Genomic DNA, 24646 nt, shown 5'->3' on the forward strand with positions numbered 1-24646 from the left:
AAGGGCGACCGCGGTTTGTGGGCGGTCGCCTCACTCGTGCCCCGGCCGTGCCCTTCACAGCGGACAGCAGTGGTCGGCACGGGTTCCCAGAAGCCTGCGGGATGAGTGCCACCAGCGGGTGTTTCCGCAGTTCAGGGGCGGATCGACCCACCTGGGCGTTGGTGATTCCCAAGCTCAGAGCGCGTGTTCGATTCTCGTCACCCGCTCTTGAACGAAGGCCCAGGTCAGCGACCTGGGCCTTCGTCGTTGCCACGACCTCTTCGCACCCGCGTGCCAGGGCTGCCGAACGTGCGGTTGCCCCGGTGAGGTGCCGCCCCGCGGCGGCGGTGCGTCAGCTCTGTGCGGTGTCGTCGCCCGTCTGCCCGTCGCCCTCGGCTGCGCCTGCCTTCTCGCGCATCCTGCGCACCAGCTCCGCCTTCTGGTCGGCGGCCTCCTGGCGGTCGAGGTTGCGGTGCGGACCGTTGTTCTGCCTTTCGGCGCGGGACAGCCTCTTGCGCTGGCCGCCGCCCTGGCCCACGGGGTTGTTGATGTTCTTGCTCACGGTCATGGGTTCTCCCGGTAACGAGGTGGAGTGATCTACGGATTCCTTGGTGGGGGACGGGCGCGGCCCGTCGAAGGACGTCAGCAGGAGCCCGTCACGCTCTCACTCGCAAATCGGCGTCTGGAAGAACATGACGAAGACGTTACCCGGCTTCGCCGGCCCCGCACACCAGCTTTCGCCGCCCACGCCGGGGAGACCGCCCACTGGGCCACCCAGCAGGTGGTGACCGGCAACGAGCAGGTCATCCACCGCTGGCTCGCGCGGGCACTGGGGCCCGCCTCACGGTCGAGGCCGCCTGGCCCTCCCGCGAGGAGGCCGTGGGCCGGGTGCGGCCGCGACCCTCCGGGGCCGCACCCGGCACGGCCTGGGCGGGTTCTCCGCGATCCCGGACACCGGAACACCTCAGTCGGAGATCGGCGGCCGGCCGTTGGCCCTGGCGTGCCGTCCTAGAACAACCGGAGCTTGGACTGCCAGCCCGCGCCGATCTTCGCCGTGGCGCCGAACGAGCCCTTGCCGTTGCCGTTGTTGCGGAGCAGGTCACCGGCCGCGTTGCGGGTGATCAGGTCAGGGCGGCCGTCGCCGGTCGCGTCACCCGCGCCGACGAAGGCGTTGCGTCCGGTGGCCCAGTTGTTGCCGAGGACCAGGGCCCGCGGCTTGAGGGTGCCGGTGGCGGTGCCGTCGTAGCGCCACAGGCTGTTGGCGCCGTCGACGGCGAGGAGGTCTCCGAGGCCGTCGCCGTTGAGGTCACCGGCGCCGAAGACCGCACGGTAGCCCTTCCAGCCGGTGCCGATCCGGCCCTGGGGCTTCAGGCCGCCCGCGCCGTTGTCCGCGTACAGGTGGATGTCGCCGGTCGTGGTCTGGCGGGCCACCAGGTCCGGGCGGCCGTCGCCGGTCAGGTCGCCCGGCGAGGTGAGCACGTTGAACTGGCCCCACACCGTGCCGAGGGAGGTGTACGGGTGCTTCGGGTTCAGGTAACCATGGCAGGAGCCGGGGTAGCGGCGCAGTTCGCTGCCGACCCGCACCAGCACGTCGTTGCAGCGGTTGCCGTCCATGTCGCCCATCGGCACGGCAACGGTGTTCGTCGGCCAGCCGGTCACCGACGTCGTACGGGAGTAGCCGCCCGTGCCGTTCGCGGCGTGGACGGAGAGGTCGCCGCCGGAGCCGAGCGACAGCAGGTCGGGCCGGCCGTCGACGGTCAGGGTCGTGCCCTCCGTCGTGCCGGTCGAGCTGTGGTCGCGCCAGACCGCGGCGCCGATGTCCAGCGTCAGCGGACCCGACGTGGTCAGGGCGGGGCCCTGGCCCTTGGCGGGCTGAGCGGTCAGTTCCCAGGTGTAGGCGCCGTTCGGCGCGTACCCGTCGGCGGTCCTGCCGTCCCAGGTGACCTTGATGAGGCCGCTCTGGGCGGCGCCGGTGACGGTGTGGACCACCCGGCCGGTCCGCGTGTGCCGGAACTGGATCCGCCAGCTGCTCGCCGGCCGCGACAACTGCAGGCGGAGCCGGAGATCGTAGCGGTACGCGTCGTACACGTAGGTGTCCGCCAGGGCCAGCGGGTCGGTGGGCACACCGCTGGGCGCGAGGTGGATCTTCCCGTCCGCCGCCACGTAGGCGACGGGTCCGCCGAACCGGTCGACGGTCCAGGTCACGCCGCGCTGCGGTGCGGTCGTGGCGGGCAGGTCGCCGACGGTCTGCGTGGTGTCGGCGACGCCGTCGCGGAACTCGGTCAGCAGCAGCTTCCCGGCCGCCTTGTCGTGCCGTACGAGGAAGCCGTCACCGATCAGCGCCTCGCCGGACGGGACGGGGATGCTCTTCCCGGCCGTACGGTCGTACACACCGGCCGGGCCGGACGCGCCACAGGCCCAGTAGAGCCAGCGGCCGACCGACTGGAGTTCGGTGGCACGGCAGGGCGCGCCGGTGGAGAAGGTCGAGTGGGCACCCGTGACGAGGTTGTCGACCTTGAGCTGCCCGGCGGTCGCGGTCTGGCTCCAGGCAAGCGGACCCCACACGGTGGTGGCGGTGATGGCCTGGGTGCGCAGGGTGTTCCGGTCGTACGCGGTCGAGTTCAGGTCGCCGATGTACTGCTTGCCCGTGTCGGTGCCGTTGACGACCACGTAGCGGCCGGTGATCTCGACGAGGCGGGCCTTGGCGGTCGGGACCTCGTATCCCGTCGTGAAGTCCCCGGTCTCGGTGTGGTAGGCGTCAACCCTCCAGGCGTTCCGCCCTTCCACGGGTCCGGCGGTGACCGCTCGGCCGTCGCCGGTGGCCCGGGGGCCTTCGACGTCCGTACGGAAGCTGTCCATGCCGAAGGCGGTACGGCCCGGGGTGAGCCGCGCCCCGTCGGTGGTGACGGGCCGGGTGAAGTAACCCGCGGTGGTCCAGACCGGCTCCGTCTCCTTGGTGGCGAGGCGGCCGTTGGCCATCGACAGCCGGGAGATGCTGGACGGCAGCGGCGGGACGCCGGCGACGGTGCCGACGGTGGGGACGCCGCCGTTCTCCCCAGCGGTCACCCGGCGCACCGCCCAGTGGGACGAGTCGGTACCGCCGACCGCCAGCAGGCCGCCGCCCGGCACGGCTTCCAGTGTGCGAGTGGCGGCGTGCTGGAGCAGCGGCACGGCCTGTCCGCCGTTGATCGGCAGGGCGAGCAGGGACCCGCCTTCGTGGCCCCAGCGATTGCTCACGTGCTGTCGTGCCACCACGAGCCAGTCGCCGACAACACCGACCGAGAGGCTGCCGGTGTTCTCCGGTACGGGCAGCACGACCGGTGCCGACAGTGGCGCCGAGCGCGGTACCACGTTGAGGTTCCCGCCGAGGCTGTCCTTCCAGACCAGCCGGTCCTCGCCCAGGGCGACGACGTGGTCGCTCGTGTGCGAGGTCAACCGCGGACCCGTCGTCACGCGACCGCTGCCGACGTCCAGCAGGCCGAGCCGGTCGTCGCCGGCGGAGTCCTTGAGGTGCAGCACCACCGTGCGGGCGTCCGAGGCGTGGACGAGGGGGAACAGGACGATGCCCGCATCCGCCGTCACCTGCCGCGTGACGGTCGCGCCGTCGTCACCGAGCCCGTGCAGGTACAGGCTGTTGACGGACGTGTGGGTGAGCACCGTGTCGCCGTAGGAGCCGAGGTAGGTGTGGTCCGCGGGCAGCGTGAGCGTGCGGGACGTGCCGTCGGCCAGGTTGCGGAGTTCGACGGACGAGCCGCTCGGGATGCCGATGACGTCGGAGCCGGAGCTGCCGCCGGTGTACTTGTCGAGCCCGGGGACTGGGGTGCTGCGCCCGTCGGCGAAGCTCGTCCACAAGTAGCCGCTGGTGCCCCCCTGCGTGCGCAGGACCCCGTGGGGCCCGACGGAGAAGAACCGGGTGTCGCGCGGCTCGTAGTGGTCGTTGTCGATGACCGTGTGCGCCGGCAGTGGTGCCGGCTCGGCGGCTGTGGCCGTGCCGCCGAGCGGCGCGACCGTACCGATGACGAGGCCCGCGACCAGGGTGGCGCGGACGATGGCATGACGTGACAAGAGATTCCCTCCCCGTGAACCGGCTGGGTGGAGGGAGGTCCTGGCGTACGCCGCCACCGACCGGTCCCCGTCCGGCCCCCCGGCCGAGAATCCCACCCCGCAGGCGCTGAAGCGTAACAGGGGGCCTGACACAGATGGGTGGTCAGGTGGCCCGCGGTAGGGGTCGGCGCCCGTGGCACGCCCAGGACCCGGGGGGAGCGGGTGCGGTGCCGACGCGGCTCTGTGCTCGCGCCGGCTTCTCGCCGTCATCTCCAGGGAGGCGTTGACGGAGCGGATCGTCCAGGGCCGGAGCCGCCCGGCCGGCCGTCGCGCGGGACGACATCCTGCCGGGTGTCGAGCGGGAGGGTCGCGACGGCACCGCCGGGACCGGTCGGCGCACCCGGGCCCCGGGAGACACCCCCTGGACGGTCTCGACGGCCGTGCCGGTGCCCAGCGCCACCAGGACACCGGCGGCGATGCGCTCCAGGGCCGTGTGCACTCGCGGGCGACACGGCCAGGTCGGCGTCCGGGCCGCGAAAAGCGCCACCAGCGTCAGCCACAGAGCGGCGATCACGGCGTCGATGACGCCGAGGGTCAGGGTCATGGACAGCGCCGAGTGGCCGTCGGGGAGGAACTGCGGGACCACGGCCACGAAGAAGACGCCCACCGTGTGCCTGGCGCTGCACCAGTAGGGCCACGGTCCCGGAGGCACACAGCGACGCGACGTACCGGTCGGCCCTGGACCTCCTGTTGCGGGCCACCACCACATGAGCCCGGTGAGCACCACCTCGCCCGGCCTTCGACGTGCATCCGCTGGCTCCTACCTGAGGCGCTGTCGCCGGCGCCGGCCGGCCGCCTCGCCCGTGCCGGGGTGAGCACCCGGTGGGGACGGCGGCCGTCGCACGCTCCGGCTTCAGCCGGCCGGTCGGGATTGCGCCGGTACCAGTCCGGCTTCCGCCCCGGGTGGTGGCGCCGCCGCACCGGTGCCCGTGGGGCGTGCCCCGCGACGCCACACCCGGGTCAGGGAGCGGTAGAAGCGGTCCGGGAGGAAGACGGCGTCCGCGACGATCATCGCGGCCGAGAAGAGCGGAAGGCCCATGAGCACCGCGATGCCCATGTGCATGGTCAGCAGCAGTCCCAGGACGGGGTACTTGAGCCTGCCGAACAGGACGAACGGAAAGGCGACCTGCAACAGGACGGTGAGGTAGCAGGCGGCGGTGATCAGTACCGCGTGGCTGTCGACCGCGCGCGAGAGCACGGGCCAGGGCTGGAACAGGTGCAGGTTCAGGGCGTAGTGCAGGGCGGTGCCGTTTCCCCAGGTGCCGCCCTGCACCTTGTACAGCCCTGCCGATCCGTAGAGGAAGCAGACCTGGGCGGCGATGACGAACACGCCACAGTTGTGCAGGACGTTGACCACCGGCAGACGGGCGTCGCGGAGGTGGTGCCGTAGCCCGCCGGTGGTCCCCGGGAGCCCGTGTGGATCCCTCCCCGCGGCCGCTCGGAGCCCGGCCCTGCGCGCGTCGAGGGACCAGCGCCGCCCGCAGGCGGTGAAGACGAGGTAGACGGCCATCAGGAGGATGAGGTTGTCCCCCCCGTCCGTCATCAGGATCGCCCGCGCGTGGAACGACGCCACCACGACGGCGAACAGCACGGACACCACCCGGGTGTGCCAGCCCAGCATGAAGAGCGCGGACGTGGCGACCGCGAGGGCGTAGCAGACCTCGAAGTACGCCCGGCTGTCGGACAGCGTGAGGACGCTGGCCCATCCCGTCTGATCGAACAGCTGCCTCGCCAGTACGGGTGTCCACGGCGATCCGGGCCCCCAGATCTCGTCGCGGTGCGGGAACTCGCGCAGCAGGAAGACCAGGTAGAGCAGGCCGTACCCGATGCGCAGCACCGCGACCGCGTACAGGGAGACCGGGCGCTCGACCAGGAGGGCGAGGAGCGCGGGGACGCGGTCCAGCATCCGCCGCGAAGCTCCGTTGGTGTCCGATCGCCCGGTGTCGTGCTCCGGCGGCGTGGGCGCCTCGGTGGGGGTCGGTTCAGTGAGTGCCATGCGGGGCCACCTTCCACCAGGGCAGGTAACGGGTGTCCACGGGCCGATGGGGGGCCGGCCGGCCGGCCCCCGCGGCACCGGGCGGACCGATCGGCTCGGTGACGACACGCAGTTGGATGGAGTCGAACGGCCCGCCACGGTGGGCGTTGACGCGATCCGCCGCGATGTTGCGGAGGTACCGCTGGATCATCACCCCCCGCTCCGAGCGTGGCTGGTCGTCGCCGCCCAGCGTTTCGAGGTAGGAGCTCCAGGCCCGGCGCAGCATGTTCTGCGTCGTATGGCTCGGGAAGGGGTTGTGCTCAGTCGCGGCACGGTCCACACCGCTCAGGTCGAACCAGCCGCTCACCCGCACGGAGCCGTCCGGAGCGGTCCGCATGGTCCTCGCCGAGATCTGCCGGTTGACCGACTCGGGGTCCGGGGCGAAGAGCCGCCAGTTCTGCTCGAACACGGGGAACACCCACGCGTTGATGAGCTTGCTGTACTGCTGGGAGACGGAATTGGCGGGCGCGACGTGGAGAAACACCAGGAACACGTGGATGAGCGTCGCCGCCAGGCACAGGACCACGGCGGCCCCGGTGGCCGCTCCCACCAAGCGTCCCGGTTTTCCCGCGCCGCCTCGGGAAACGGGGGGAGTGCCGCCGCGGCCGGTGCCGGCCGATTCCGCCTCCGTATGCTCCGATTCCTTCACTTCGGCTGATTCGACGCCGCCCGGCACGCACCCCACCCGGCCTTCCCATCCCGACTGTTTCTTTTCGCTTCTTTTGATTCCGAGTGTGGCGCGCGGCGGACTCGTTGCCGTTCCGCCGCGCGCCACCTGTCCCACTCGGGTAGGCGGTTTTCCGCCCGTGCGCTCAGCCCGGCGCGGGGATCGGCGCGGGACTCAGTGCCGCGTCTCGCACTGCGTACGGTCGGCGCACTTGTCGCCGTAGCCGCCGGTCTCGCCGGGCTTCTCCGGCTTGCCCTCGTGCCCATGGCCGGGCTTGCCGGGCTTGCCCCCGTGCCCGTGGCCCGGCTTACCGGGCTTGCCGGGCTTGCCGGGCTTACCAGGCTTGCCGGGCGGCTGGCCACCCCCGCCCGTCACACCACCCTGGGTGCCTCCGATCGTCGCGCCCGTCGTGCCACCCGTGGTGCCGGCGACCGCACCGCCGGTGGTGGCACCGCCGGTGGTCACGCCGCCGGTGGTCGCACCGCCGGCGGTCGCACCGCCGGTCGTCACTCCGCCGAGCACTCCACCGAGCACTCCACCGAGAGCACCGCCGGTGGTGCCGCCGGTGCCGCCGGTCGTCACGCCGCCGAGTACGCCGCCCAGAACACCGCCCAGAACGCCTCCGGTGGTACCGCCGGTGGCGGTGCCTCCGTTCGTCCCTCCGTTCGTCCCTCCGGTGGTCCCGGTGGTGGTGCCGCCGTTGGTGCCTCCGGCGCACGCCGGCCGGGTGATGGTGTTGGTGTCCAGCGTCACCGACCCGTTACGGGCCAGGGCCCGGCCGACGAGGTCCGCCCCCGTGGTGGCGGTGATCGACGTCATGGCCATGATGGTGCCCACGAAGTCGGAGTCGGTGCCGAGCGTGGCGGAGCTGCCGATCTGCCAGAACACGTTGCACGGCGAGGCGCCGTTGATGAGGCTGACATTGCTGGCGGAAGCCGTCGTCAGGCCCGAGCCGACCTGGAAGACCCAGACGGCGTCGGGGTTGTTCTGGCCGTCCAGGGTGAGGGTGCCGGTGAGACCGAGGGTGGACGAGGCCGTGTAGACGCCGGGGACCAGCGTCAGGCCGCCGGCGTCCGGCGGGAGGGCGGCGTCCGTGGGCTGCCCGGCCGCGTTGTTGTACGCCGCGACCAGGTCGCTCTTGGCGGCGGCGGCCACGGCGTCCGCGGAGTGGAACGTTCCTTCCACCAACCCCGGCGGGAAGCCGGAGATGGCCGTGCCCGGATGCACTCCGACATCACCGGTGATGACCGTCGGCCCGGTGTTGGTGACCGACTCACCGGCCAGGACCGCGAAGCTCTCGGCGGTACCCAGCGGTACGGGCAGGGCGACCGCGATCGCCCGCGTCGGCGTCACCGCTACGACGACTGCGGCGGCCAGCACGGTGAGCACCGCCGCCAGCCAGGCCGTTGTCCGGCGCCATTGCGGCGCGTCAGGGAATTTCAGCGTCATGGAGAAGCCAGCTCCTGAGGGGATGGTGGCGCGTTCAGCGCATTCTGGGCGTCCAGAATCGCCCATTTCTGTCCCCCGGCATATTACGCAGACACCTGCACACATCGACGACCTTCCGGGGTGATGTCGACAGAGCCCACCATATGCATCATGGAACATATGAAGAATGGGCTGAACGAGGAAAGGAGTTCACGCGAATTCCGCCGGAGGCCGTATGCGGCGCGGCCCGGAAATGGCGGAACCCGCGGCATTCGAGGGATCGCGACTACTTTTTCTCACCACGCCGGCCCGGCCGGGGAGCACCTCCCGGGCGGCGCGAGTCGGGAACCACCGTGCGGCGCTCCCTGTGCGGCCGGGGCCGGCGGAGCGGAAACGGGGGCCGGTTGCCGTACAACCATGGGGGCACCCCGCGGGTCATGCACGCGAACTTGTCGTGTCCCCTGGGGGTTCCATGTCGTACCGCCCGCGTGCGGAAGGCAGATCCGGATCCGGATCGCCGCACGCCACCGTCCTGCTGGCCGCGCTGGCCGTCCTGTTCTCCCTCCTGGTGCCGGTGGGCACCGGGACCGCGTCGGCGGCCGAGGCAGGAGACTGCGCCCCTCTCCCGCTCGCCTCCCTCGGCGGCACCGCGGAAGGGGTCAAGGGCAGGGTGACGGTTCCGGCCCAGGGCTCCGTCTGCTTCACCATCGACGTCGAGCGGCCCGGTGCGCACCGCGTGCTCACCGGCAACGACCTGCTGTTCGCCCAGGTCTACGACGGCGACCGGCGGCTGGAGTGCGACAACCAGACGGCCACGTACAGCAGCGGCTGGTGCGACCTGCCCCGGACCGGCACGTACACCGTCCGGCTCCCCAACCACTGGGAAGAGGAGCAGGCCGGCACGCTCGTCGTCCTCCCGCTCGGCGCCGCCACCGCCGGCTGCGCCGGGAACGAGCTCCACACGTCCTTCAGCTCCCCCGGTGCGACCGGGACCGCCCCCGACCCGTTCACGGTCCTGTGCCACCGCCTGGTGGCCGCGCCCGGTGAGCGGATCGACCTCGATCCGCACGCCGGCGACATGGCCGTGGAGTCGTGGATCACCGACGGGAGCGGCGCCCCGGTCTGCCCGAGCCCCAACGGCGACGGCAGCCGGGGCTGTGTCCTGCCCGGCGAGGGCCCGTACCGGGTGCTCGTACGGGTGGTGCGGCCGACCCAGGCCTTCCCCGCCGGGTACACCCTCACGGCGCGCAGGCTGTCCGACCCGGCCGGCTGCGCCACCGTGCCCGTCAACGCCTACGGGTCCGCCCCGACCACCGTGGAACCGGCCGTCGGCTGCAAGGTCTTCCGGGCCTCGACCGCAGGTCGGTACGACGTCCACACCGTGGGGCCCGGCGGGTACCGCGACGACACCCTCGTCCACGACAGAGCCGGGCGCACCGTCTGTGAGGGAGCTCCGTGCGTCTTTCCGGCCGACGGTGACTACACGATCCTGACCGACGGGTCGACGCTCATCATCGACCGGAGGTCCGCCGCCGGCTGCGAGCCCGCGGCCCTCGGCCTCAACAGCGGCACCTGGAGCTCGCCCGCCGCGGTGGACTGCCTGACCCTCCCCCTGCCCGAAGGCGCCCGGATGGCCGCCCTCACCGCGTTCAGCGGCTTCGCGGCCACCCCGGACATCACCGTTGTCGACGCCGACGGCGACTCCGTGTGCACCGAGTCCCGCCTCGCCCAGGGTTCCTGCACCCTCACGGGACCGGCCCCGTACCGCGCCCTGGTGTCGCAGAGCAGCGGCGGCTCCGGCGACACCGCGTACCGGGTCGCCTTCCACCGCACGGACCCGGCCGGCAGCGACTGCCAGCCCCTCCCCGCCGGGGACTTCACCGCCGCGACCGCGTCCACCGTCCTCCGGACCGGCGCCGGCGGATTCTCCTACTGCCTGGCCATTCCCGCGGACGCGCACAGCGCCGTAGAGAGCGTCCAGATGCGGACCGTCTCCGGAACGGCCGGTGGCGCCTTCTGGGTCCTCGACGCCTCGGGCACGCGGGTCTGCTCCATGACGACCTCGGCCCCCGCGACCTGGACCACCTGCCGCCTCACCCCCGGGGCGGCGTACACCGCCCTCTTCAACGGCCGTGACGGCTCCGGCGAGCACTCCCTGGTCCGCCGTGACGTCACCGCCACCGCCAAGGGCTGCGCACCCACCGCGGCGACCACCGCCGACGGCCCCTCCACGCCGGGCGTCCCGGGTCCGCCGGGCACCCTGGTGTGCCACCGGGTCACCACGGCCGGCCCCGCCGACACCCTGCACCTCGATGTGCGTGACCCGCTCGGCACCGCCAACATCGTGGCGTTCGGCGCCGACGACGCGGTCCGCACGTGCACCTGGCGCAACCGGAGCTGCGCGGTGACCGGCTCGTCCCAGTACCAGGTGCTGCTGGGTGTGCCGTCCTCGCTGAAGGCCGCCGGGTCGTACCGGCTCGACGCCCTGCGCGTCGCCACGGCCGCCGGCCCGGCGCCGGAGTGCGTCGAGGTCCCCGATGTCACCTTCGGGTACGGTCCGGTCACCGGCGTGCTGGACGAGGAGCACACGGCGATCTGCGCCGAGCTGCCCACCTCGTACCGGGACAGCTTCACCGCCAGGGTGAGTGACACGAACGGCGCGGCCCACACCGCCGTACCCGCCCTGTACGGGAAGGACCTGGACAACACCTGCACCGGCATGTCCAACGGCGAGAGCTCGTGCGCGCTGACCGGGCCGTACACCACCGGGACGGTGCCGAGCCTCTTCGTCCTGGGGCTGCCGGAGAAGGCGTCCGGGACTTCCTACCGGGCCGAGCTGGTCTGCGCGGTCACCACGTGCGGCACCGGGAAGCGCGAGGTCACCGGCGTCACCCCGGCCACGGGCGTCACCGGCACCGAGGTACGCGTCACCGTGTCGGGGTCGGGCCTGCACGAGGCCGACAAGGTCCGGATCAGCGCCGGCGGCACGACGATCGAGTCGACCACCGTCTCCGTGGCGGCCGACCGCCGGACACTCACCGCGTCCCTCGACCTGACCACCGCCCCCACCGGCACCTGGCCCCTCAGCGTCGTCACGTCCCACGGATGGGAGCACTCCACCGGCCACTTCACGGTCACCGCGCCGCGGCCGCCGGTCAACACCACCGCGCCCGGCATCGCGGGCACGGTCCGGGTCGGCGCCGGACTGACCGCCCGGCCCGGCACCTGGACGCCGGCGCCCACGTCGTACACGTACCAGTGGAAGGCGGACGGCGCCGCCATCCCGGGGGCCACGGCCGCCACGTACGTCCCGCCGGCCCCGCTGCTCAACAAGAAGCTGTCGGTCGCGGTCACCGCGCACCTCACCGGGGCCCCGTCCGGTACCGCTTCCTCGGCGGCCACCGCGGTCGCCCCGGGTGTCGCGCCCGCGGCCACGACACCGCCCGCCCTCGCCGCCGCCCCCCAGGTCGGCGCCCGGGTGTACGCGAAGGCCGGCGTATGGACGCCGGCGGCCACGTCGTACACCTACCAGTGGAGGGCCGAGGGCCTCGCCATCACGGGGGCCACCGCCTCCTCGTACGTCCCGACGGCCGCCCAGCTCGGCAAGAGGCTGTCCGTCACGGTGAAGGCCGCCCGCACCGGCCACGCCGGCGGCGCGGCCACCTCCACGGCGGTCGCCGTGGCCCGTGGTGCCGCCCCGCGGGCGACCACCCGGCCGTCGGTCTCCGGCACCGCGAAGGCGGGCCGCACGCTCACCGCCGACCGCGGCGTGTGGACGCCCGCGCCGACGTCGTACGGCTACCAGTGGTACGCCGACGGCAGGGCGATCGCGGGCGCGACGAAGTCCACGTTCGTGCTCACCCGGGCCCAGCGCGGCCTGCGGATCACGGTCAAGGTCACCGCCCACCGCACGGGCCACCACAGCGGCACGGCGTACAGCCTCCCGACGGCGGTGGTCGTCGCCTGACCCGCGCGTTCAGCACCGCCGGCCCCGGGCACGGGAGATCGTGCCCGGGGCCTCGTCGTTCCACGCCGGGGCGCCACGGGGCGGGCCCGCGGAGCCGCGGGACCGTCGGCGGAGGCCCGCCCGGTCGCGCGGGCCGGCGCGGCGGGAAGCTCCGGGCGTCAGAACGTGCCCGTGACCGTGTACCGCTCCCCCGCCGCCGTGGTGGTCACGGCGTACGTGTCGCCCTTCGCGTCGCGGGCGCCGGCGGCGTGGTTGTACTGGACGGCGAAGACGTGCCGGCCGGGCGGGACACCGCGCCCGGGCTTGAGGGTCCAACGGTGGACCAGTGCGCCGCCCGACTCGCGGACGGTGACCGTGAAGTCGGTCTCGGGGAGCGTCCGCCAGCTGCCGGTGGGGGCGACGCCACCGGTCTGGGCGACCCGCACCTCGACGGTCAGCGAGGTGAGCGGCGCACTCGTCCGCAGGGTGAGGTTGTTCTGCGCCCAGTAGGCGTTGCTGTGCGGGTCGACGGAGCCGTCGGACGAGAGCGGTCCGTGCGCGGCGCGGGCCTCGGGCGGTCCGCCCGTGGGGGGCGCCGGCGTGACCGGCACCGGTGTCACGCGTCCCGGTGTCGGCGGCGGCTGGGGAGCCGGCGACAGGACCACCGGGTCCCTGGCGGCGTCCCGGTGCGGTCCGGGCCTCTGGACGACGGAGGCGACCGTGTAGGCGCAGACCAGCAGGGCGGTGGCGGAGACGAGGGCGACCAAGGCGGTACGGGGCCAGGACATGGCCGGCCGGCGGCGGTACGCCGGGCCGGTGCCGGTGGTGGCCGTTTCCCGGCGGATCCGGGCGAGCATCCGTTCCCGGTCGGGCCGGTGGGCGTCGGCGGCGGCCCTGAGCCGTTCCTCGAGGTCCCTCATCGGTTCCTCCTCCCCGTCAGTTCCTCGGCGGCCCCCGCTCCGAGCAGGCGCTGCAGTTCGGCCATGCCCTTGGACGTCTGGCTCTTCACCGTACCGACCGAGATGCCGAGGGCGAGGGCGGTGTCCTTCTCCGACAGGTCGAGGGCGTGGCGCAGCACCACGCAGGCGCGCTTGCGGAACGGCAGCCGGGCCAGGGCCCTGCGCACGTCCACCACCGCCGGGACGTCCGGGTCCTCCACCCGCTCGGAACGGCCGGCCCAGAACAGGGTGATCCGCCGCCGCTCGCGCGTGAGCCGGCGGACCCGGGCCCGGGCCATGTTGGTGACCACGCCGCGCGCGTAGGCGACCGGGTGGTCCGCGGCGCGCACCCGGTCCCAGCGGTGCCACAGGGCGACCAGCGCGTCGGCGGCGAGGTCGTCGGAGGCGTCGGCCTCGCCGGTCAGCATGAAGGCGAGGCGGGCCAGCTCGGCGTGGTGGCGCTCGAAAAAGGCATGGAAGTCGGCATACGCGTCGTCGAGGACCATGGCGGGGCTTCCCTGGGATGTACTCACGCCCGGCGGCGAAGCGGTAAGCATACCGACCATTCAGTAATGAGTGCCACGGGTGCCGGGGACGGGCCCGCCTCCGGCACCCCGGACGGAAGGGGTCACAGGACGCCCGCGCCCGCCCGCCGGGCCAGGGAGGCCGGCAGGTCCGCCGCGGACGCCTCAAGACCGGTGGTCAGCACCGGCTTCCAGTTCGCCTCCGGGGTGATCTTCTTCTTCGGGTTCGCGGCGTTGTACGCGGCCACCAGGTCGGTCACGGCACCGTTCACCATGTTGCCCTCGCCGGCGAACGCGCCGGTGCCGTCACCCGACAGGAGCTGGCCGGCCTTGCGGTCGGGCGACAGGGTCCAGTGGTTGGCGCGCGCCACGATCTGGGCGCCGGCCCGCGAGTTGACGCTGTAGCTGTGGACGTAGCCGTTGCGCGGGGCGGTGGCGAAGTGGTTGTTGTACAGGTGGATCCGGCCGACCCGGGCCAGCGGCGCCCGCTGCACGATGCCCTGGAACTGGTTGTGGTGCAGCGTGACGCGCAGCTTGGTGTCGGAGTCGCTGCTGCCGATGAGCATCGTCTTGTCGTGGTCGGTGAACCGGTTGTACGAGACGGTGACCAGGTCGGAGGCGTTGGTGATGTCCAGCGCCCCGTCGTGCACCTGGTACTCGCGGCCGAAGTGGCGCGGATTGGCGGTGTCGAAGTGGGGGCTGTCGGTGAACGTGTTGTGGTCCGCCCACACGTGCGTGGCGCCCCGCAGGCTCACCGCGTCGTACTGCGAGTTCCAGTTGCCCGTCGAGCCGTCGGTGGGGTCCCACTGCGGGAAGCAGTCGCGGGTGTCCGCGAAGGTGAGGTTGCGGATGATGACGTTGTCCGCCTTCCTCACCTGGAGGCTGCCGCCACGGATGCCCGCGCCGGTGCCGGGCACGCCCACCAGGGTGGTGCGCGACGGGACGTCGAACACGATCCGTTCGGCCTGCGCGGCCTGCGCCGCCGCCCGGGCGGACTCCAGCTTGCCGGAGGGCACCTTCGAGCGCCCCCAGACGGCCGGGTCGTACGCCTTGAGGTAGGCGGACAGCGTGTACCCGGTCCCCTTGGCGTAGGCGTCGCAGTCCAGCGCGCGCCCGGCGTCGTCGGTGTTGGCGTCGATGACGCCCTTGACCTGGATGATGCGCGGCGCGCCCGCCGGACCGGCGCTCAGCGCCCTGACCAGTTCCGCGCGGGTGGAGACGGTGAAGACGTGGGCGGCGTCGGCGGCGTGGCCGCCGGTGGTGCCCGGGCCGTCGGCCGCCCAGCCGTCCCCGGCGGCCAGCGTGGCGTGGGCGAGGTCGGTGGCGGCGTCGGCGCGCGTCACGAACGGCACGGTACCGAGGCCGACGGCCGTGAGGAGACCCGCGGTGGCCAGGGTGACCCGCCGGCGGGCGCGGGAGCGGCGGTGCGAGGGAGTGGGCACGGGGTGTCGTTCCTTGCTGGGCGAGGGACAGCTGTCAGTCCCTCAGTTGCCGCCGCACGCCGCCCGGTTGCCGTCCGTCCGGTTAGCCCGCCTGCGATGCCCGTCACACCGGGCCGGTCACACCGGGCCCGTCACCCGGGCCCCTCGCACCGGGCCCGGCACACCGCCCGCGCCCCGCGCGCGGGCGGCCCGGGTCACGATTACCAGTAGTGCCGGCGCCCGCCGACCGCGTGGCCGAGCGCGCCCAGGATCCACAGGATCACGCCGATGACGACCAGGACGATGCCGATGGTGTAGAGGATGGAGACGCCGAGCACGAAGCCGACGATGAGCAGGACGACCCCGAGGATGATCATGGTGTCCTCCGATCTCGAGGAATACCTCAATCCCAGAGTAGGCGCACCCGGGGAGGTCGGCCCGCTGGACGGCGGCGCCCCGGCGCGGGGGCCCGGCGGGCCCGGGGCGGCACCCGTTCGGAGGTGCCCGGTTCCCTGCCAGGGCACGGACACCGCCCCGGACCTCAACCGGTCCCGTACCCGCGAATCGGGCATTCACCACCAACGGCGCCGGGCCCCGCCTGCCGGAGAACGCGCCGGGACTACCAGCGGTACCAGCGGCCTCGCGCCCCACCGGCCCCGGTGGAGCGGACGACGAAGCCCAGCAGCCACACCACCAGCACGATGGCGGCGATCCACCACAGGGCCTCGAGAGCGAAGCCGGCGCCGAAAAGGATGACGGCGAGGAGCAGAACGAGCAGCAGGGGAACCATGGTTATCAACCTCCGTCCCGTCGTCTGCCCTGCGCCGGCACCGGCACACGCTCGAATTTATGTGTTTTTTATGTCCGACCGCGGGCACCACCGGGCCCGCCGGCGTCCGGCGGGCCCGGAAGCGGCCCCGGAAGGGGCGCGGCCATGGCGCGGTACGGGGCGCCGCACACACCCGGGCGCAACTCGTTCGGGTGACTCCGGCCCGTCGGGGCGGTCCGGCGCCTCCTTCCGCCGTTATCGGTCCAGTGACTCTGTCGATCGAGTGATCTTGGCCGCCGGGCCGGTACCGCGCCGGCGGCGTGACGAGGGGACCGCGCCCGCATGTCTGCTTCTTCTGTCCCTGCCCAGGCCACCGCGTCCGCCCCGCCCCGCGTCCGGGGCCACGTGGCGGTGTTCAACGTGCCGCAGCACGGCCACGTGCTGCCCACGCTGGCGGTCGTGGAGGCGCTGACCGCCCGTGGGTACCGGGTGAGCTACGCCGTGACGGCGGAGTTCGAGCCGCACGTACGGGCCGTGGGCGCCGAGCCGGTCGTCTACCAGGCCCCGCCGGCCGGTGAGGCGCCGGAGGACCTGGGTGAGGGCGTCGCGCGGGCGATCGAGGTGAACCTGGGCGCGCTGCCCGAGCTGGCGGCGGCCTTCGAGGGGGACCGGCCCGACCTCGTCCTGTACGACGTGTACGCCTGGGCCGGGCCGCTGCTGGCCGCGCGGTGGGGCGTTCCCGTCGTGCAGCTCGCGCCGACCCACGTGCCGTACCAGGGCATGATCGAGGAGATGTTCGGACTGGACGACATCTCCCGGATCCCCGGTTTCCCCGAACTGGCCGCCGCCCTCGCCGCGCACGGCCTCACCTCCGTCCACGAGCTCACCCTGGCCCCGCCCCGGGTGGTCGCGTTCTTCCCGCGCTCCTTCCAGCGGCTGCCGGAGACGGTGCGGGCCGGTGAGTGCCGGTACGTCGGTCCCGCGCTGGCCGGCCGGTCCTTCCAGGGCCGCTGGTCGCGCCCGGGGTCGGGCCGCGAGGTGCTGTACGTGTCCCTCGGCTCGCAGTTCACCCGCCGGCCGGCCTTCTACCGCGCGTGCGTGGAGGCCTTCGCCGACTCCGACTGGCATGTGGTGATGAGCGTCGGCTCGGGGGTCGACCGCGCCGAACTGGGGCCGCTGCCGGACCACTTCGAGGTGCACGCCAGCGTGCCCCAGCTGGAGGTGCTGGCCGCCGCGTCGGTCTTCGTCACGCACGGCGGCATGGGCAGCACCATGGAGGCCCTGGCCCACGGCGTGCCGCTGGTCGCGGTGCCGCAGATGGCCGAGCAGCGGGTCAACGCCGGGCAGATCGAGGAGCTGCGACTGGGGGTGCACCTGCCGCGCGAGTCGGCGACCGGCCGGGCACTGCGCGAGGCGGTGGACCGGGTGGCCGGGGACCCGGGGATCGCCGCCGGGGTGGCGCGGACCCGTCGGGCGATCGAGGAGGCGGGCGGCGCGTCCGCCGCCGCGGACTACGTGGCGCGGGTGCTGTCGGCCGTTCCGGCCGCGACGGTCTGAGGGCCGCCGTGGCTTCCGGTCGGTTCCCCGTGCGCGGGCGGTCCTGGCGGCGTCTGCTCGTCATCGCGTCGGCGTTGGCAGCGGGGGCCCCGATCCTGCCGCACCCCGCCGCGGCCGTCCCGTCGGTGGCGGCCCCGGACGCGGTGGCCTCCGACGCGGCGGCCCCGGACGCGGTGGCCTCCGACGCGGTGACCTCGGACGACCGGGGATACGGGGAGGTGGTGACGGGCAGCGTCCGCGTACGGGCCGCCGACGGAGTGCCCCTGGCGGCCCGGGTGCACCGGCCCGCCCGCCCGGGGCCGCACCCGCTGGTGGTGATGCCCGGGGCGTGGTTCCACGCGCCGCCGGACGCCGTCGTGCTGGACCGCCGCCTGCGCGCCCTGGCCGCCTCCGGGTACGTCGTCGTCGGCTACGACCCGCGCGGCCTGCGGCGATCCGGCGGCCATGTCGACCTGGCCGGGCCCGCCGACGTGGCCGACGCCTCCCGGGTCATCGACTGGGCCCTGGCGCACACCCCCGCCGATCCGGCGCGGGTGGGGATGCTGGCCGCGTCATACGGGGCGGGGGTGAGCCTGAACACGGCGGCGTTCGACCCCCGGGTGAGGGCCGTCGCGGCGCTCAGCGGCTGGGCCGACTTCGCCGACGGGTACGTCCGCAACGGCACCCGGGCGGCGCCCATGGGCACGTACCAGGAGCTGATCGGCCGGATCGACGGCCGGTTCGGCCCCGGCACCGAGGCCGCTCTCGCCGCGCTCCGCCGCGGCGGGGACACGCCCGCCGCATGGGCCGCCCAGCGCTCGCCGCGTACGCACGTCGCCCGACTGAACGAGCGGCGCACCGCCGTCCTGATGGTCAACGAGTGGGACGACCCGCTGGTCCCGGCCGGACAGACCGGGGTCTTCCTCGACTCCCTGCGCGGGCCCCGGCAGTTGCGGATGTATCCCGGCGGACACGGTGACAGCAACAGCCTCACCTCGGACCTCTCCGGCGGGCCCGGCGTGTGGGAGCACGCGGTGCGGTGGATGGACCGCCATGTGCGCGGCACCGCGCCCCGGAGCCCCGCCGAGCCGCCGGTGGTCCTGCAAACCCGTACCGGCGGCGCCCCGGAGCACTACCCGAGCTGGTCGGCCCTGCGGCGCGCGTCCCGGTCCGTCCCCCTGACCCCGGCCGGGGGCGGGACGCGGGTCTCCTTGACGGCCGGGCTGCCGTCGGCGGCCGAGTCCGGCGCGTTCCCCGTCGCCGGATCGGCCGACCGGGCCGGGGTGCGCCAGGGCACGCTGCTGCCCCTGCTGTCCGCCCCCGCCTCGGCCGTCGCGACCAGTGCCCCCCTCACCGGGCGCCAGGCGCTGCGCGGGGCGCCGGTGGTGACCACCCGCCTCACGCCGACCGCTCCGGACGGCACCGTCATCGGCTACCTGTACGACGTGGACCCGCTGGGCCGGGCGCGTCTGCTCACCCATGCCCCGTACTCCTTCAGCGGCCGGGCGGGCACGGGCCCCTTCGAGGTCCGGATCCCCATGCCGGCCACCGCCTGGGACGTGCCCGCCGGGCACCGGCTGGCCGTGGTGCTGGACACCGTCGACCACCGTTACGCCTCGGACAACCCCATCGGCGGGCGGCTCGGCGTGGACGTGTCGGCCACCCGGCTGGTCGCCCCGCTCTTCCCCCGCCCGGGCGGCTGACCCCCGGCGCACGGCGCGGGCGAGGAGCCCCGGGGCCGGGTGGCGGACGGTCCCGGGCCTCGGTCACCTCGCCCCTGTCGCCGTCGGCCGCTCCTCGCCCCTGCGGCGGCCCGGGACCAGCCCGGAGGCCGTGGCCGGAGCGGGGAGGGGAGCGGGCCGGGACGCGACAGGGGCGGGCCCGGTGAAGCGCCGCAGCACCACGTCCCGCAGTGGCCGGCCCACCGGGAACAGACAGGCCCCCGGCTCGCTGATCACATACGCCGCCGCGCGGGCGGCGTCGGCGGTCAGCGGTTCACCGTGCGCCGCGCCGGCGTCCGTGTCCGCTCCCGCCCGGCAGGCCAGACCGGCCGCCCGCACCGCCACGGCGACCCGCGCCAGGTACAGGGCGTAACCGTCGGCCGACGGGTGGAACCCGTCGGGGCAGAACAGCTCCTTCGGCCGGGAACGGAACTCCGGCACCGTCAGCGAGACCACCGCCGCGCCGGCCACCAGCGCCGCGGCGGCCTGCTCCCGGGCGAGCCGGCGGCAGCGCCGGCCGACCAGCGGACGGATCCAGCCGCGAAGGCCCGGCGCGGCGGCCACGTCCGCGCACGCCCCGACCACCACGTGCCAGCCCGCCGCGCGCAGTTGCTCCGCGTACCAGCCCAGGACGGCCGCGGACCGGCCCAGCCGCAGCGGCAGGCAGACGTCGTTGCCGCCGATGAGGACCAGCACGACGCCCGGCCCGCCCCGGCGGACGGCGGCCCGCACCTGCGGGGCCATCGACGCCGTGGTGGCGCCCGCCCTGGCGAGCACGTCCAGCGTGACCGGGCAGGACAGTTCGTCCGCGAGCGCGTCCGCCAGGATGCCGCCGACGGTCTCCTCCACCCGGCCGACGCCCACCGAGACGGCCGAGGAGTCCCCCAGCACCATCAGCCGGACGGCCTCCCCGGCCCCCGGCCGCCACCGCCCGCCGGGGCGGGGCGTGGTGCGGCCGTCCCACACCGGCCCCCGCAGCAGGACGCGGCCGTAGGCGTCCAGGAGCAGGCGGCGGGCTCGGCGCCCGGCGAACCCGCGCGGTCGCGGCGGGCCGCCTCGTTCGGGCGTGGAACTGGCGGGCGATGACGGCATCGGGCACTCCGGGAACGCGGGGGTCGGCGGGCAGGTGACGACCGGCCAACGAGCGGCCGGGGCGCGGGACACGAACCGGCGCCGGCCCCGCGCCGGCCGCGTCCGCCCGCTGCGCGCGGCCTCTGAGCCCGGCCCGCCGGTCCGTCCGCCGGGGCCGCGCCCCCACCAGGCGCCCGCCGGCCCGTCGCGGAGCGTGCGCCGGGCCCCGGTGGGCATCCGTAGGCGGACACCACACGGGAGGGGCGGACGGTCATGGAGATAACGGGCGTCATCAGCGCGGTCGTGATCGGAGCCGTCATCGGCGCACTGGGCCGGCTGGTCGTGCCGGGGCGCCAGCACATCGGTCCGCTGTGGACGATCGTCGTGGGCATCGCCGCCGCGTTCGCCGGCACGGCCCTCGCCGCCGTCCTCGGCGTGGCGGACACCGAGGGCCCGGACTTCATCGAGTGGCTCGCCCAGATCGTCCTGGCCACCGCCGGTGTGGCCGCGCTGGGCCGGGTCCGGGCCCTGCGCTGACCACGGACGTCCCGCCCGTGCGCTGACGGACGTCCCGCCCGGGGCCGGCGGCGTCGGCGCGCGCCCGGCACGGGGCCGGCGCGCCGGCGCGGGCCCGGCCGTCCGGCCGGGCACCTCGTCGTACGGTTCGGCCGCCCGCGCCCGCGGGTCCGGCCGGCCGTCGGGCGGCGGGGTGCCGAGCGGCTGGGCGCTGCCCGCCCGTCAGGGGGCCGGGCACGGTGTGCCGCACACGGCCGGACACCGGCGGCGGCCGGCGGCGACCGGGTGGCCGCGCGGGTGCGGATGCCGCTCGGCGAGCCGGGCGGCATCCCACGCGCTCAGCCCTCCGCCCGCGCCAGCAGGTCCCGCCGCAGCCGCTGGCCCCCCGGGGACAGCGCGGTCACGCTGCCGCCGGAGCGGTTCAGCGACGGAGCCGCTTTCCCGGCGGGTGATCCGATTCCCCGTCCACCCCCGGACGGCGGCGGCCATTCCGCCTCGATCGATTCGGCCACGCGCCGAGTGCATTCCGGCCGGGGGTGTTCCGGTGGTCCGCCGCCGCTGCGCCCTCCGTCCGGCGGAAACCCCGATCCACCGCCGCCTGTTGCTGTTTCTGGGACATCCGCTGGCGGTCGGCGCTGTTCCGGGTACCTTCTCCGCTGGCGCCGCGCCCACCTGAGCTCTTCGCACTTCCGGCCCCCGGGCCGGGGGCGACGGCGCGTTCCGGAAAGCCGGCCTCTGCCGAGGTCGAATCTCCGCGATCGGTTCCGCCGGTGGAATAGTCATCTGAGGAGCTGTTGCATGCCGACCGATATCGCCCCCAAGGCAGGTCTGCGCGAGTGGATCGGGCTTGCCGTGCTCACCTGTCCGGCCCTGCTGATCGGGCTGGACTTCACGGTCCTGCACCTGGTGCTGCCGCATCTCGCGGCGGAGTTGCGACCGAGCAGCGTCGAAATGCTGTGGATGGTCGACATCTACGGGTTCGTCATCGCCGGCCTGCTGATCCCGATGGGCGCCCTGGGCGACCGGATCGGCCGGCGGCGGCTGCTGCTGATCGGCAGCGTCCTGTTCGCGCTGGCCTCCCTGCTGACCGCGTACGCGACCAGTCCGGCCATGGTCATCGCCTCCCGGGCGCTGCTGGGGCTGACCGGTGCCACCCTGCTGCCGTCGACCCTCTCCCTGATCACCAACATGTTCCGCGACGACACCCAGCGGCGGCTGGCGATCGCGGTGTGGAGCACCGCCTTCAGCGTCGGCAACGCGGCCGGCCCGGTGGTGGGCGGGGCGATGCTGGAGCACTTCTGGTGGGGCTCGGTCTTCCTGCTGGGGCTGCCGGTGATGGTGGCGCTGATGGCCCTGGGACCGTTCGTGGTGCCGGAGTACCGGGACGCGGAGGCCAACGGCCGGATCGACCTGACCAGCGTCGGACTGCTGATGACCTCGCTGATCACGATCGTCTACGGCATCAAGGAGATCGCCCGGGGCGGGTTCGGGCTCCTGCCGCTCGCCGCGATGGTCGCGGGCGCCGCCGTCGGCGTGGTCTTCCTGCGCCGCCAGCGGATGCTGCCGGACCCGCTGCTGGACCTGGCCCTGTTCGCCCGCCGGCGGTTCAGCGTCTCCATCGGCGCCCAGGTGCTGTCGCTGTTCACCCTGGCCGCCTTCCAGTTCTTCCTGATGCAGTACCTGCAACTGGTGCTGGGCCTGTCGCCGCTGACGGCCGGGCTGTGGACGCTGCCGGGCATGCTCGCCGGTGTGGTCGGGGCGCTGATGGGCCCGGTCCTCACCCGGACCTTCACCCCGACGCAGGTCATCAGCGGCGGCCTCGCGGTGGCGGCGGTCGGCCTGGCGTTCGCCGTCTGGGCCCTCCAGGGCCTCATGCCCACCGTCTTCGCCTTCGTCGTGATCAACCTGGCGATCAACATCGTCTGGGCGCTCAGCTACGACCAGATCCTCAGCGCCGCGCCCCCGGAGCGGGCCGGCACCGCCTCCGGAGCGGCCGAGACCGGCAACGAGCTCGGCATCGCCCTGGGTGTGGCGCTGTCCGGCAGCCTCGGTGCCGCCGTCTACCACGCCATGGTCTCCGGCTCACTGCCGGCGGGGCTCTCCTCGCGGGAAGCCGACACCGCGACCGACACCCTCTCCGGTGCCGTCTCGGTGGCCGAGCGGCTGTCCGGGGAGGTGGCCACCCGGGTGCTGGAGGTCACCCGGGACGCCTTCACCGACGGCATGCGGTCCACCTCCGCCCTGCTCGCGCTGATGATGGCCGGGATGGCCGTCACCGTGGCACTGCTGATGCGCGACCGGCCCACGGACGACGCCGAGTCCGCGAAGGACGGGGCGAAGGGCCAGGACGCGAAGGGCGAGGCCGCGCCGGAGCAGTCCGCCCGCTGACCCGGCCGGTCCCGCCGGCTCCGGCTTGTCGCGCCGGCCCCGGCGGCCGGCCCGCCGCCGTGCGTCCCCCGTGACCGCTGACAGCGTTGGCGAAACCGTGCCGGCGGTCACGCGCTCCCCGGGCGGTGGACGTGGCGGCTACCGGGGTCCGCGTGGGACGCGGGCCCGACGGGGCGGTCCTGTCCACTCCGGCCGTGGTTCGGGGATCCTGCTGCATCGTGCGCTGTCCGCAGCCCGCCGTGCAGACAGCGGTATCCGAAACCGGTTGCTGCTCCCTGGTCAGCTGCGCATCCTGCTGGAATGCGCTTCTCCGTCAACATCCCGAACTTCGGTGACTTCGCCGATCCCCGGAGCGTCGCGACCGTTGCGGCCGCCGCCGAACAGGCCGGTTGGGACGGGCTCTTCGTCTGGGACCACGTACTGCATCGACAGCACCAGGGGCGTCCCTTCGGGGACCCCTGGATGCTGCTGACCGCGGCCGCGCTGGCGACCTCCCGGATCCGTCTGGGCACCCTGCTGACACCGGTCCCCCGTTACCGTCCGCAGCAACTGGCCCGCCAGGTGGCCACCCTGGACCACCTCAGCGGCGGCCGGGTGATCTTCGCCGCCGGTCTGGGCGGTCCGGTCGAGGACGAATACCGCAGCTTCGGCGACACCGCCGAGCCGCGCCTCCTCGCCGAGCGGCTGGACGAGGGACTGGAGCTGTTGGGCCGCTTCTGGTCCGGCGAGCCGGTCAACCACCACGGTCGCCACTACGAGGTCCGGGACGTGGCGCTGCTGCCCGCCACCGTGCAACGGCCCGGCCCGCCGGTGTGGATCGGCGGGTTCTGGCCGCGTCGTGCGCCCATGCGGCGGGCAGCTCGGTGGGACGGCGCGGTGCCGCTCTTCGAGACGGCCCGGCACGGTCATGTGCCGGACGTGGCGGAGGTACGCGAACTGGTCGGCTATGTGCGCAAGCACCGTGCGGCCGGGGCCGGGCACCCCTTCGAGTTCGTGCTCGGCGGTGCCACGCCCCCGGACGCAGCGAAGGCCAGGGACGTGATCGGTCCCCTGCGCGACGCCGGTGCCACCTGGTGGGACGAGCGACAGGTCCAGACCGGCCCCGACCTGGACCGCCTCCCCCCGGTGCTGCGCCGCGTCGAGGCGGGGCCGCCGGTGGTCTGATCGGCCGACGCGCGGTCGTGCCGGGCGCGTTCGGCATCCCTGCGTCGCGGTGGCGGGCGGGCCGCTGCCGCGGCCGAGCCTCGGCCGGGCGGTGACGCCGGCATCGGCGCAGGCACGTGGCCCGCACTCCCTGGTCGATCGCGCCTTCGATCCCGGCCCGGTGCGCACCACCGCGCGCCGACCGCGTCAGGGTCGCGTCAGGACCGGGCCGGGGTCCTTGAGGCCGGGGACGCGGCGGGGTTCGATGGACGGCGGGAACAGCGCGCGGCTCCCGCCCGGTCGGCCGCCTCACCCGGCGTCCCGTCGGGTGCCCCGCTGTCCGGAACCGCCCGCCTCCCCGCCGCCGCGTTCCGGAACCCCGGAGGGGGGGGGGGGGGGGCGGGCGGGGCGGGGCCCGCCCCCCCGGGCGGGGGGGGGGAGCGGGGCCGGCGCGCCGGGC

At 74.3% G+C, this 24646-nt stretch carries 18 protein-coding genes; 6 read left to right on the plus strand and 12 right to left on the minus strand.

Annotated elements, in window-relative coordinates; translation table 11 throughout:
- Positions 1-331: 331 nt before the first annotated feature.
- The 6 genes from AB0H53_RS24200 to AB0H53_RS24225 all read right to left on the minus strand — a co-directional run bounded on the left by AB0H53_RS24200 (position 332) and on the right by AB0H53_RS24225 (position 8234).
- Positions 332-547 carry a DUF6243 family protein gene (locus tag AB0H53_RS24200; RefSeq protein WP_362117025.1) on the minus strand — a complete coding sequence of 72 codons (216 nt, stop codon included), beginning with the start codon at positions 545-547 and terminating at the stop codon, positions 332-334.
- 440 nt (positions 548-987) lie between these two features.
- Positions 988-4044, minus strand: coding sequence for an FG-GAP-like repeat-containing protein (locus tag AB0H53_RS24205; RefSeq protein WP_362117028.1), 3057 nt, complete (start codon positions 4042-4044; stop codon positions 988-990).
- Positions 4045-4186: 142 nt separating this feature from the next.
- Positions 4187-4735, minus strand: a complete 549-nt coding sequence (locus tag AB0H53_RS24210; RefSeq protein WP_362117031.1) for a hypothetical protein — start codon at positions 4733-4735, stop codon at positions 4187-4189.
- Between the two features lie 201 nt (positions 4736-4936).
- Positions 4937-5989 (minus strand): HTTM domain-containing protein, encoded by a 1053-nt coding sequence (locus AB0H53_RS24215; RefSeq protein WP_362117161.1) that lies wholly within the window; start codon positions 5987-5989, stop codon positions 4937-4939.
- A 76-nt stretch (positions 5990-6065) separates the two neighbouring features.
- The gene (locus AB0H53_RS24220) at positions 6066-6668 is read right to left on the minus strand and encodes a DUF5819 family protein (RefSeq protein WP_362117034.1); all 603 of its coding nucleotides are present in this window, start codon (positions 6666-6668) and stop codon (positions 6066-6068) included.
- Between the two features lie 291 nt (positions 6669-6959).
- Positions 6960-8234, minus strand: a complete 1275-nt coding sequence (locus AB0H53_RS24225) for an ice-binding family protein (protein ID WP_362117037.1) — start codon at positions 8232-8234, stop codon at positions 6960-6962.
- Between the two features lie 451 nt (positions 8235-8685).
- Between AB0H53_RS24225 and AB0H53_RS24230 the strand changes: the two genes are divergently transcribed.
- Positions 8686-12180: a hypothetical protein gene (locus AB0H53_RS24230; RefSeq protein WP_362117040.1), complete on the plus strand. Its 3495-nt coding sequence runs from the start codon at positions 8686-8688 to the stop codon at positions 12178-12180.
- A gap of 158 nt (positions 12181-12338) precedes the next feature.
- On the opposite strand, the gene AB0H53_RS24235 is transcribed toward AB0H53_RS24230, so the two are convergent.
- The 5 genes from AB0H53_RS24235 to AB0H53_RS24255 all read right to left on the minus strand — a co-directional run bounded on the left by AB0H53_RS24235 (position 12339) and on the right by AB0H53_RS24255 (position 15832).
- Positions 12339-13079 (minus strand): hypothetical protein, encoded by a 741-nt coding sequence (locus AB0H53_RS24235; RefSeq protein ID WP_362117043.1) that lies wholly within the window; start codon positions 13077-13079, stop codon positions 12339-12341.
- Complete coding sequence (locus tag AB0H53_RS24240; protein WP_362117164.1) at positions 13076-13603, minus strand: SigE family RNA polymerase sigma factor; 528 nt, start codon at positions 13601-13603, stop codon at positions 13076-13078. Before AB0H53_RS24240 ends, AB0H53_RS24235 begins: the two co-directional genes overlap by 4 nt.
- Before the next feature lie 122 nt (positions 13604-13725).
- On the minus strand, positions 13726-15063 hold the full coding sequence (locus AB0H53_RS24245; RefSeq protein ID WP_362117046.1) for a polysaccharide lyase family 1 protein: 1338 nt from the start codon (positions 15061-15063) through the stop codon (positions 13726-13728).
- 200 nt (positions 15064-15263) lie between these two features.
- Positions 15264-15419 (minus strand): DUF6131 family protein, encoded by a 156-nt coding sequence (locus tag AB0H53_RS24250; protein ID WP_362117049.1) that lies wholly within the window; start codon positions 15417-15419, stop codon positions 15264-15266.
- Positions 15420-15661: 242 nt separating this feature from the next.
- Positions 15662-15832, minus strand: coding sequence for a hydrophobic protein (locus AB0H53_RS24255; protein WP_362117052.1), 171 nt, complete (start codon positions 15830-15832; stop codon positions 15662-15664).
- 321 nt (positions 15833-16153) lie between these two features.
- Between AB0H53_RS24255 and AB0H53_RS24260 the strand changes: the two genes are divergently transcribed.
- On the plus strand, positions 16154-17368 hold the full coding sequence (locus tag AB0H53_RS24260) for a macrolide family glycosyltransferase (RefSeq protein WP_362117055.1): 1215 nt from the start codon (positions 16154-16156) through the stop codon (positions 17366-17368).
- A gap of 8 nt (positions 17369-17376) precedes the next feature.
- On the plus strand, positions 17377-19050 hold the full coding sequence (locus AB0H53_RS24265) for an alpha/beta fold hydrolase (protein ID WP_362117058.1): 1674 nt from the start codon (positions 17377-17379) through the stop codon (positions 19048-19050).
- Between the two features lie 63 nt (positions 19051-19113).
- On the opposite strand, the gene AB0H53_RS24270 is transcribed toward AB0H53_RS24265, so the two are convergent.
- A complete protein-coding gene (locus AB0H53_RS24270; RefSeq protein WP_362117061.1) occupies positions 19114-20160 on the minus strand; it encodes an SGNH/GDSL hydrolase family protein in 1047 nt (348 codons plus the stop codon).
- A 252-nt stretch (positions 20161-20412) separates the two neighbouring features.
- On the opposite strand from AB0H53_RS24270, the gene AB0H53_RS24275 reads away from it, so the two are divergent.
- From AB0H53_RS24275 to AB0H53_RS24285, 3 genes are all read left to right on the plus strand, one after another.
- A complete protein-coding gene (locus AB0H53_RS24275) occupies positions 20413-20676 on the plus strand; it encodes a GlsB/YeaQ/YmgE family stress response membrane protein (protein ID WP_362117064.1) in 264 nt (87 codons plus the stop codon).
- A gap of 777 nt (positions 20677-21453) precedes the next feature.
- Entirely contained in the window at positions 21454-23043 is a 1590-nt protein-coding gene (locus AB0H53_RS24280) for an MFS transporter (RefSeq protein ID WP_362117065.1), read from the plus strand.
- A gap of 300 nt (positions 23044-23343) precedes the next feature.
- A complete protein-coding gene (locus AB0H53_RS24285) occupies positions 23344-24207 on the plus strand; it encodes an LLM class flavin-dependent oxidoreductase (RefSeq protein ID WP_362117067.1) in 864 nt (287 codons plus the stop codon).
- The last annotated feature ends 439 nt before the right edge of the window (positions 24208-24646 follow it).

It is taken from the genome of Streptomyces sp. NPDC050856 (genome assembly GCF_040653855.1).
GTDB lineage: Bacteria > Actinomycetota > Actinomycetes > Streptomycetales > Streptomycetaceae > Streptomyces.

Bases quoted from the DNA above. Each gene is read 5' to 3' on its own strand.
- AB0H53_RS24275 (WP_362117064.1), top strand. From the start codon at position 20,413: ATGGAGATAACGGGCGTCATCAGCGCGGTCGTGATCGGAGCCGTCATC.
- AB0H53_RS24225 (WP_362117037.1), bottom strand. From the start codon at position 8,234: ATGACGCTGAAATTCCCTGACGCGCCGCAATGGCGCCGGACAACGGCC.
- AB0H53_RS24230 (WP_362117040.1), top strand. From the start codon at position 8,686: ATGTCGTACCGCCCGCGTGCGGAAGGCAGATCCGGATCCGGATCGCCG.
- AB0H53_RS24250 (WP_362117049.1), bottom strand. From the start codon at position 15,419: ATGATCATCCTCGGGGTCGTCCTGCTCATCGTCGGCTTCGTGCTCGGC.
- AB0H53_RS24235 (WP_362117043.1), bottom strand. From the start codon at position 13,079: ATGAGGGACCTCGAGGAACGGCTCAGGGCCGCCGCCGACGCCCACCGG.
- AB0H53_RS24270 (WP_362117061.1), bottom strand. From the start codon at position 20,160: ATGCCGTCATCGCCCGCCAGTTCCACGCCCGAACGAGGCGGCCCGCCG.
- AB0H53_RS24240 (WP_362117164.1), bottom strand. From the start codon at position 13,603: ATGGTCCTCGACGACGCGTATGCCGACTTCCATGCCTTTTTCGAGCGC.
- AB0H53_RS24215 (WP_362117161.1), bottom strand. From the start codon at position 5,989: ATGCTGGACCGCGTCCCCGCGCTCCTCGCCCTCCTGGTCGAGCGCCCG.
- AB0H53_RS24260 (WP_362117055.1), top strand. From the start codon at position 16,154: ATGTCTGCTTCTTCTGTCCCTGCCCAGGCCACCGCGTCCGCCCCGCCC.
- AB0H53_RS24280 (WP_362117065.1), top strand. From the start codon at position 21,454: ATGCCGACCGATATCGCCCCCAAGGCAGGTCTGCGCGAGTGGATCGGG.
- AB0H53_RS24255 (WP_362117052.1), bottom strand. From the start codon at position 15,832: ATGGTTCCCCTGCTGCTCGTTCTGCTCCTCGCCGTCATCCTTTTCGGC.
- AB0H53_RS24200 (WP_362117025.1), bottom strand. From the start codon at position 547: ATGACCGTGAGCAAGAACATCAACAACCCCGTGGGCCAGGGCGGCGGC.
- AB0H53_RS24285 (WP_362117067.1), top strand. From the start codon at position 23,344: ATGCGCTTCTCCGTCAACATCCCGAACTTCGGTGACTTCGCCGATCCC.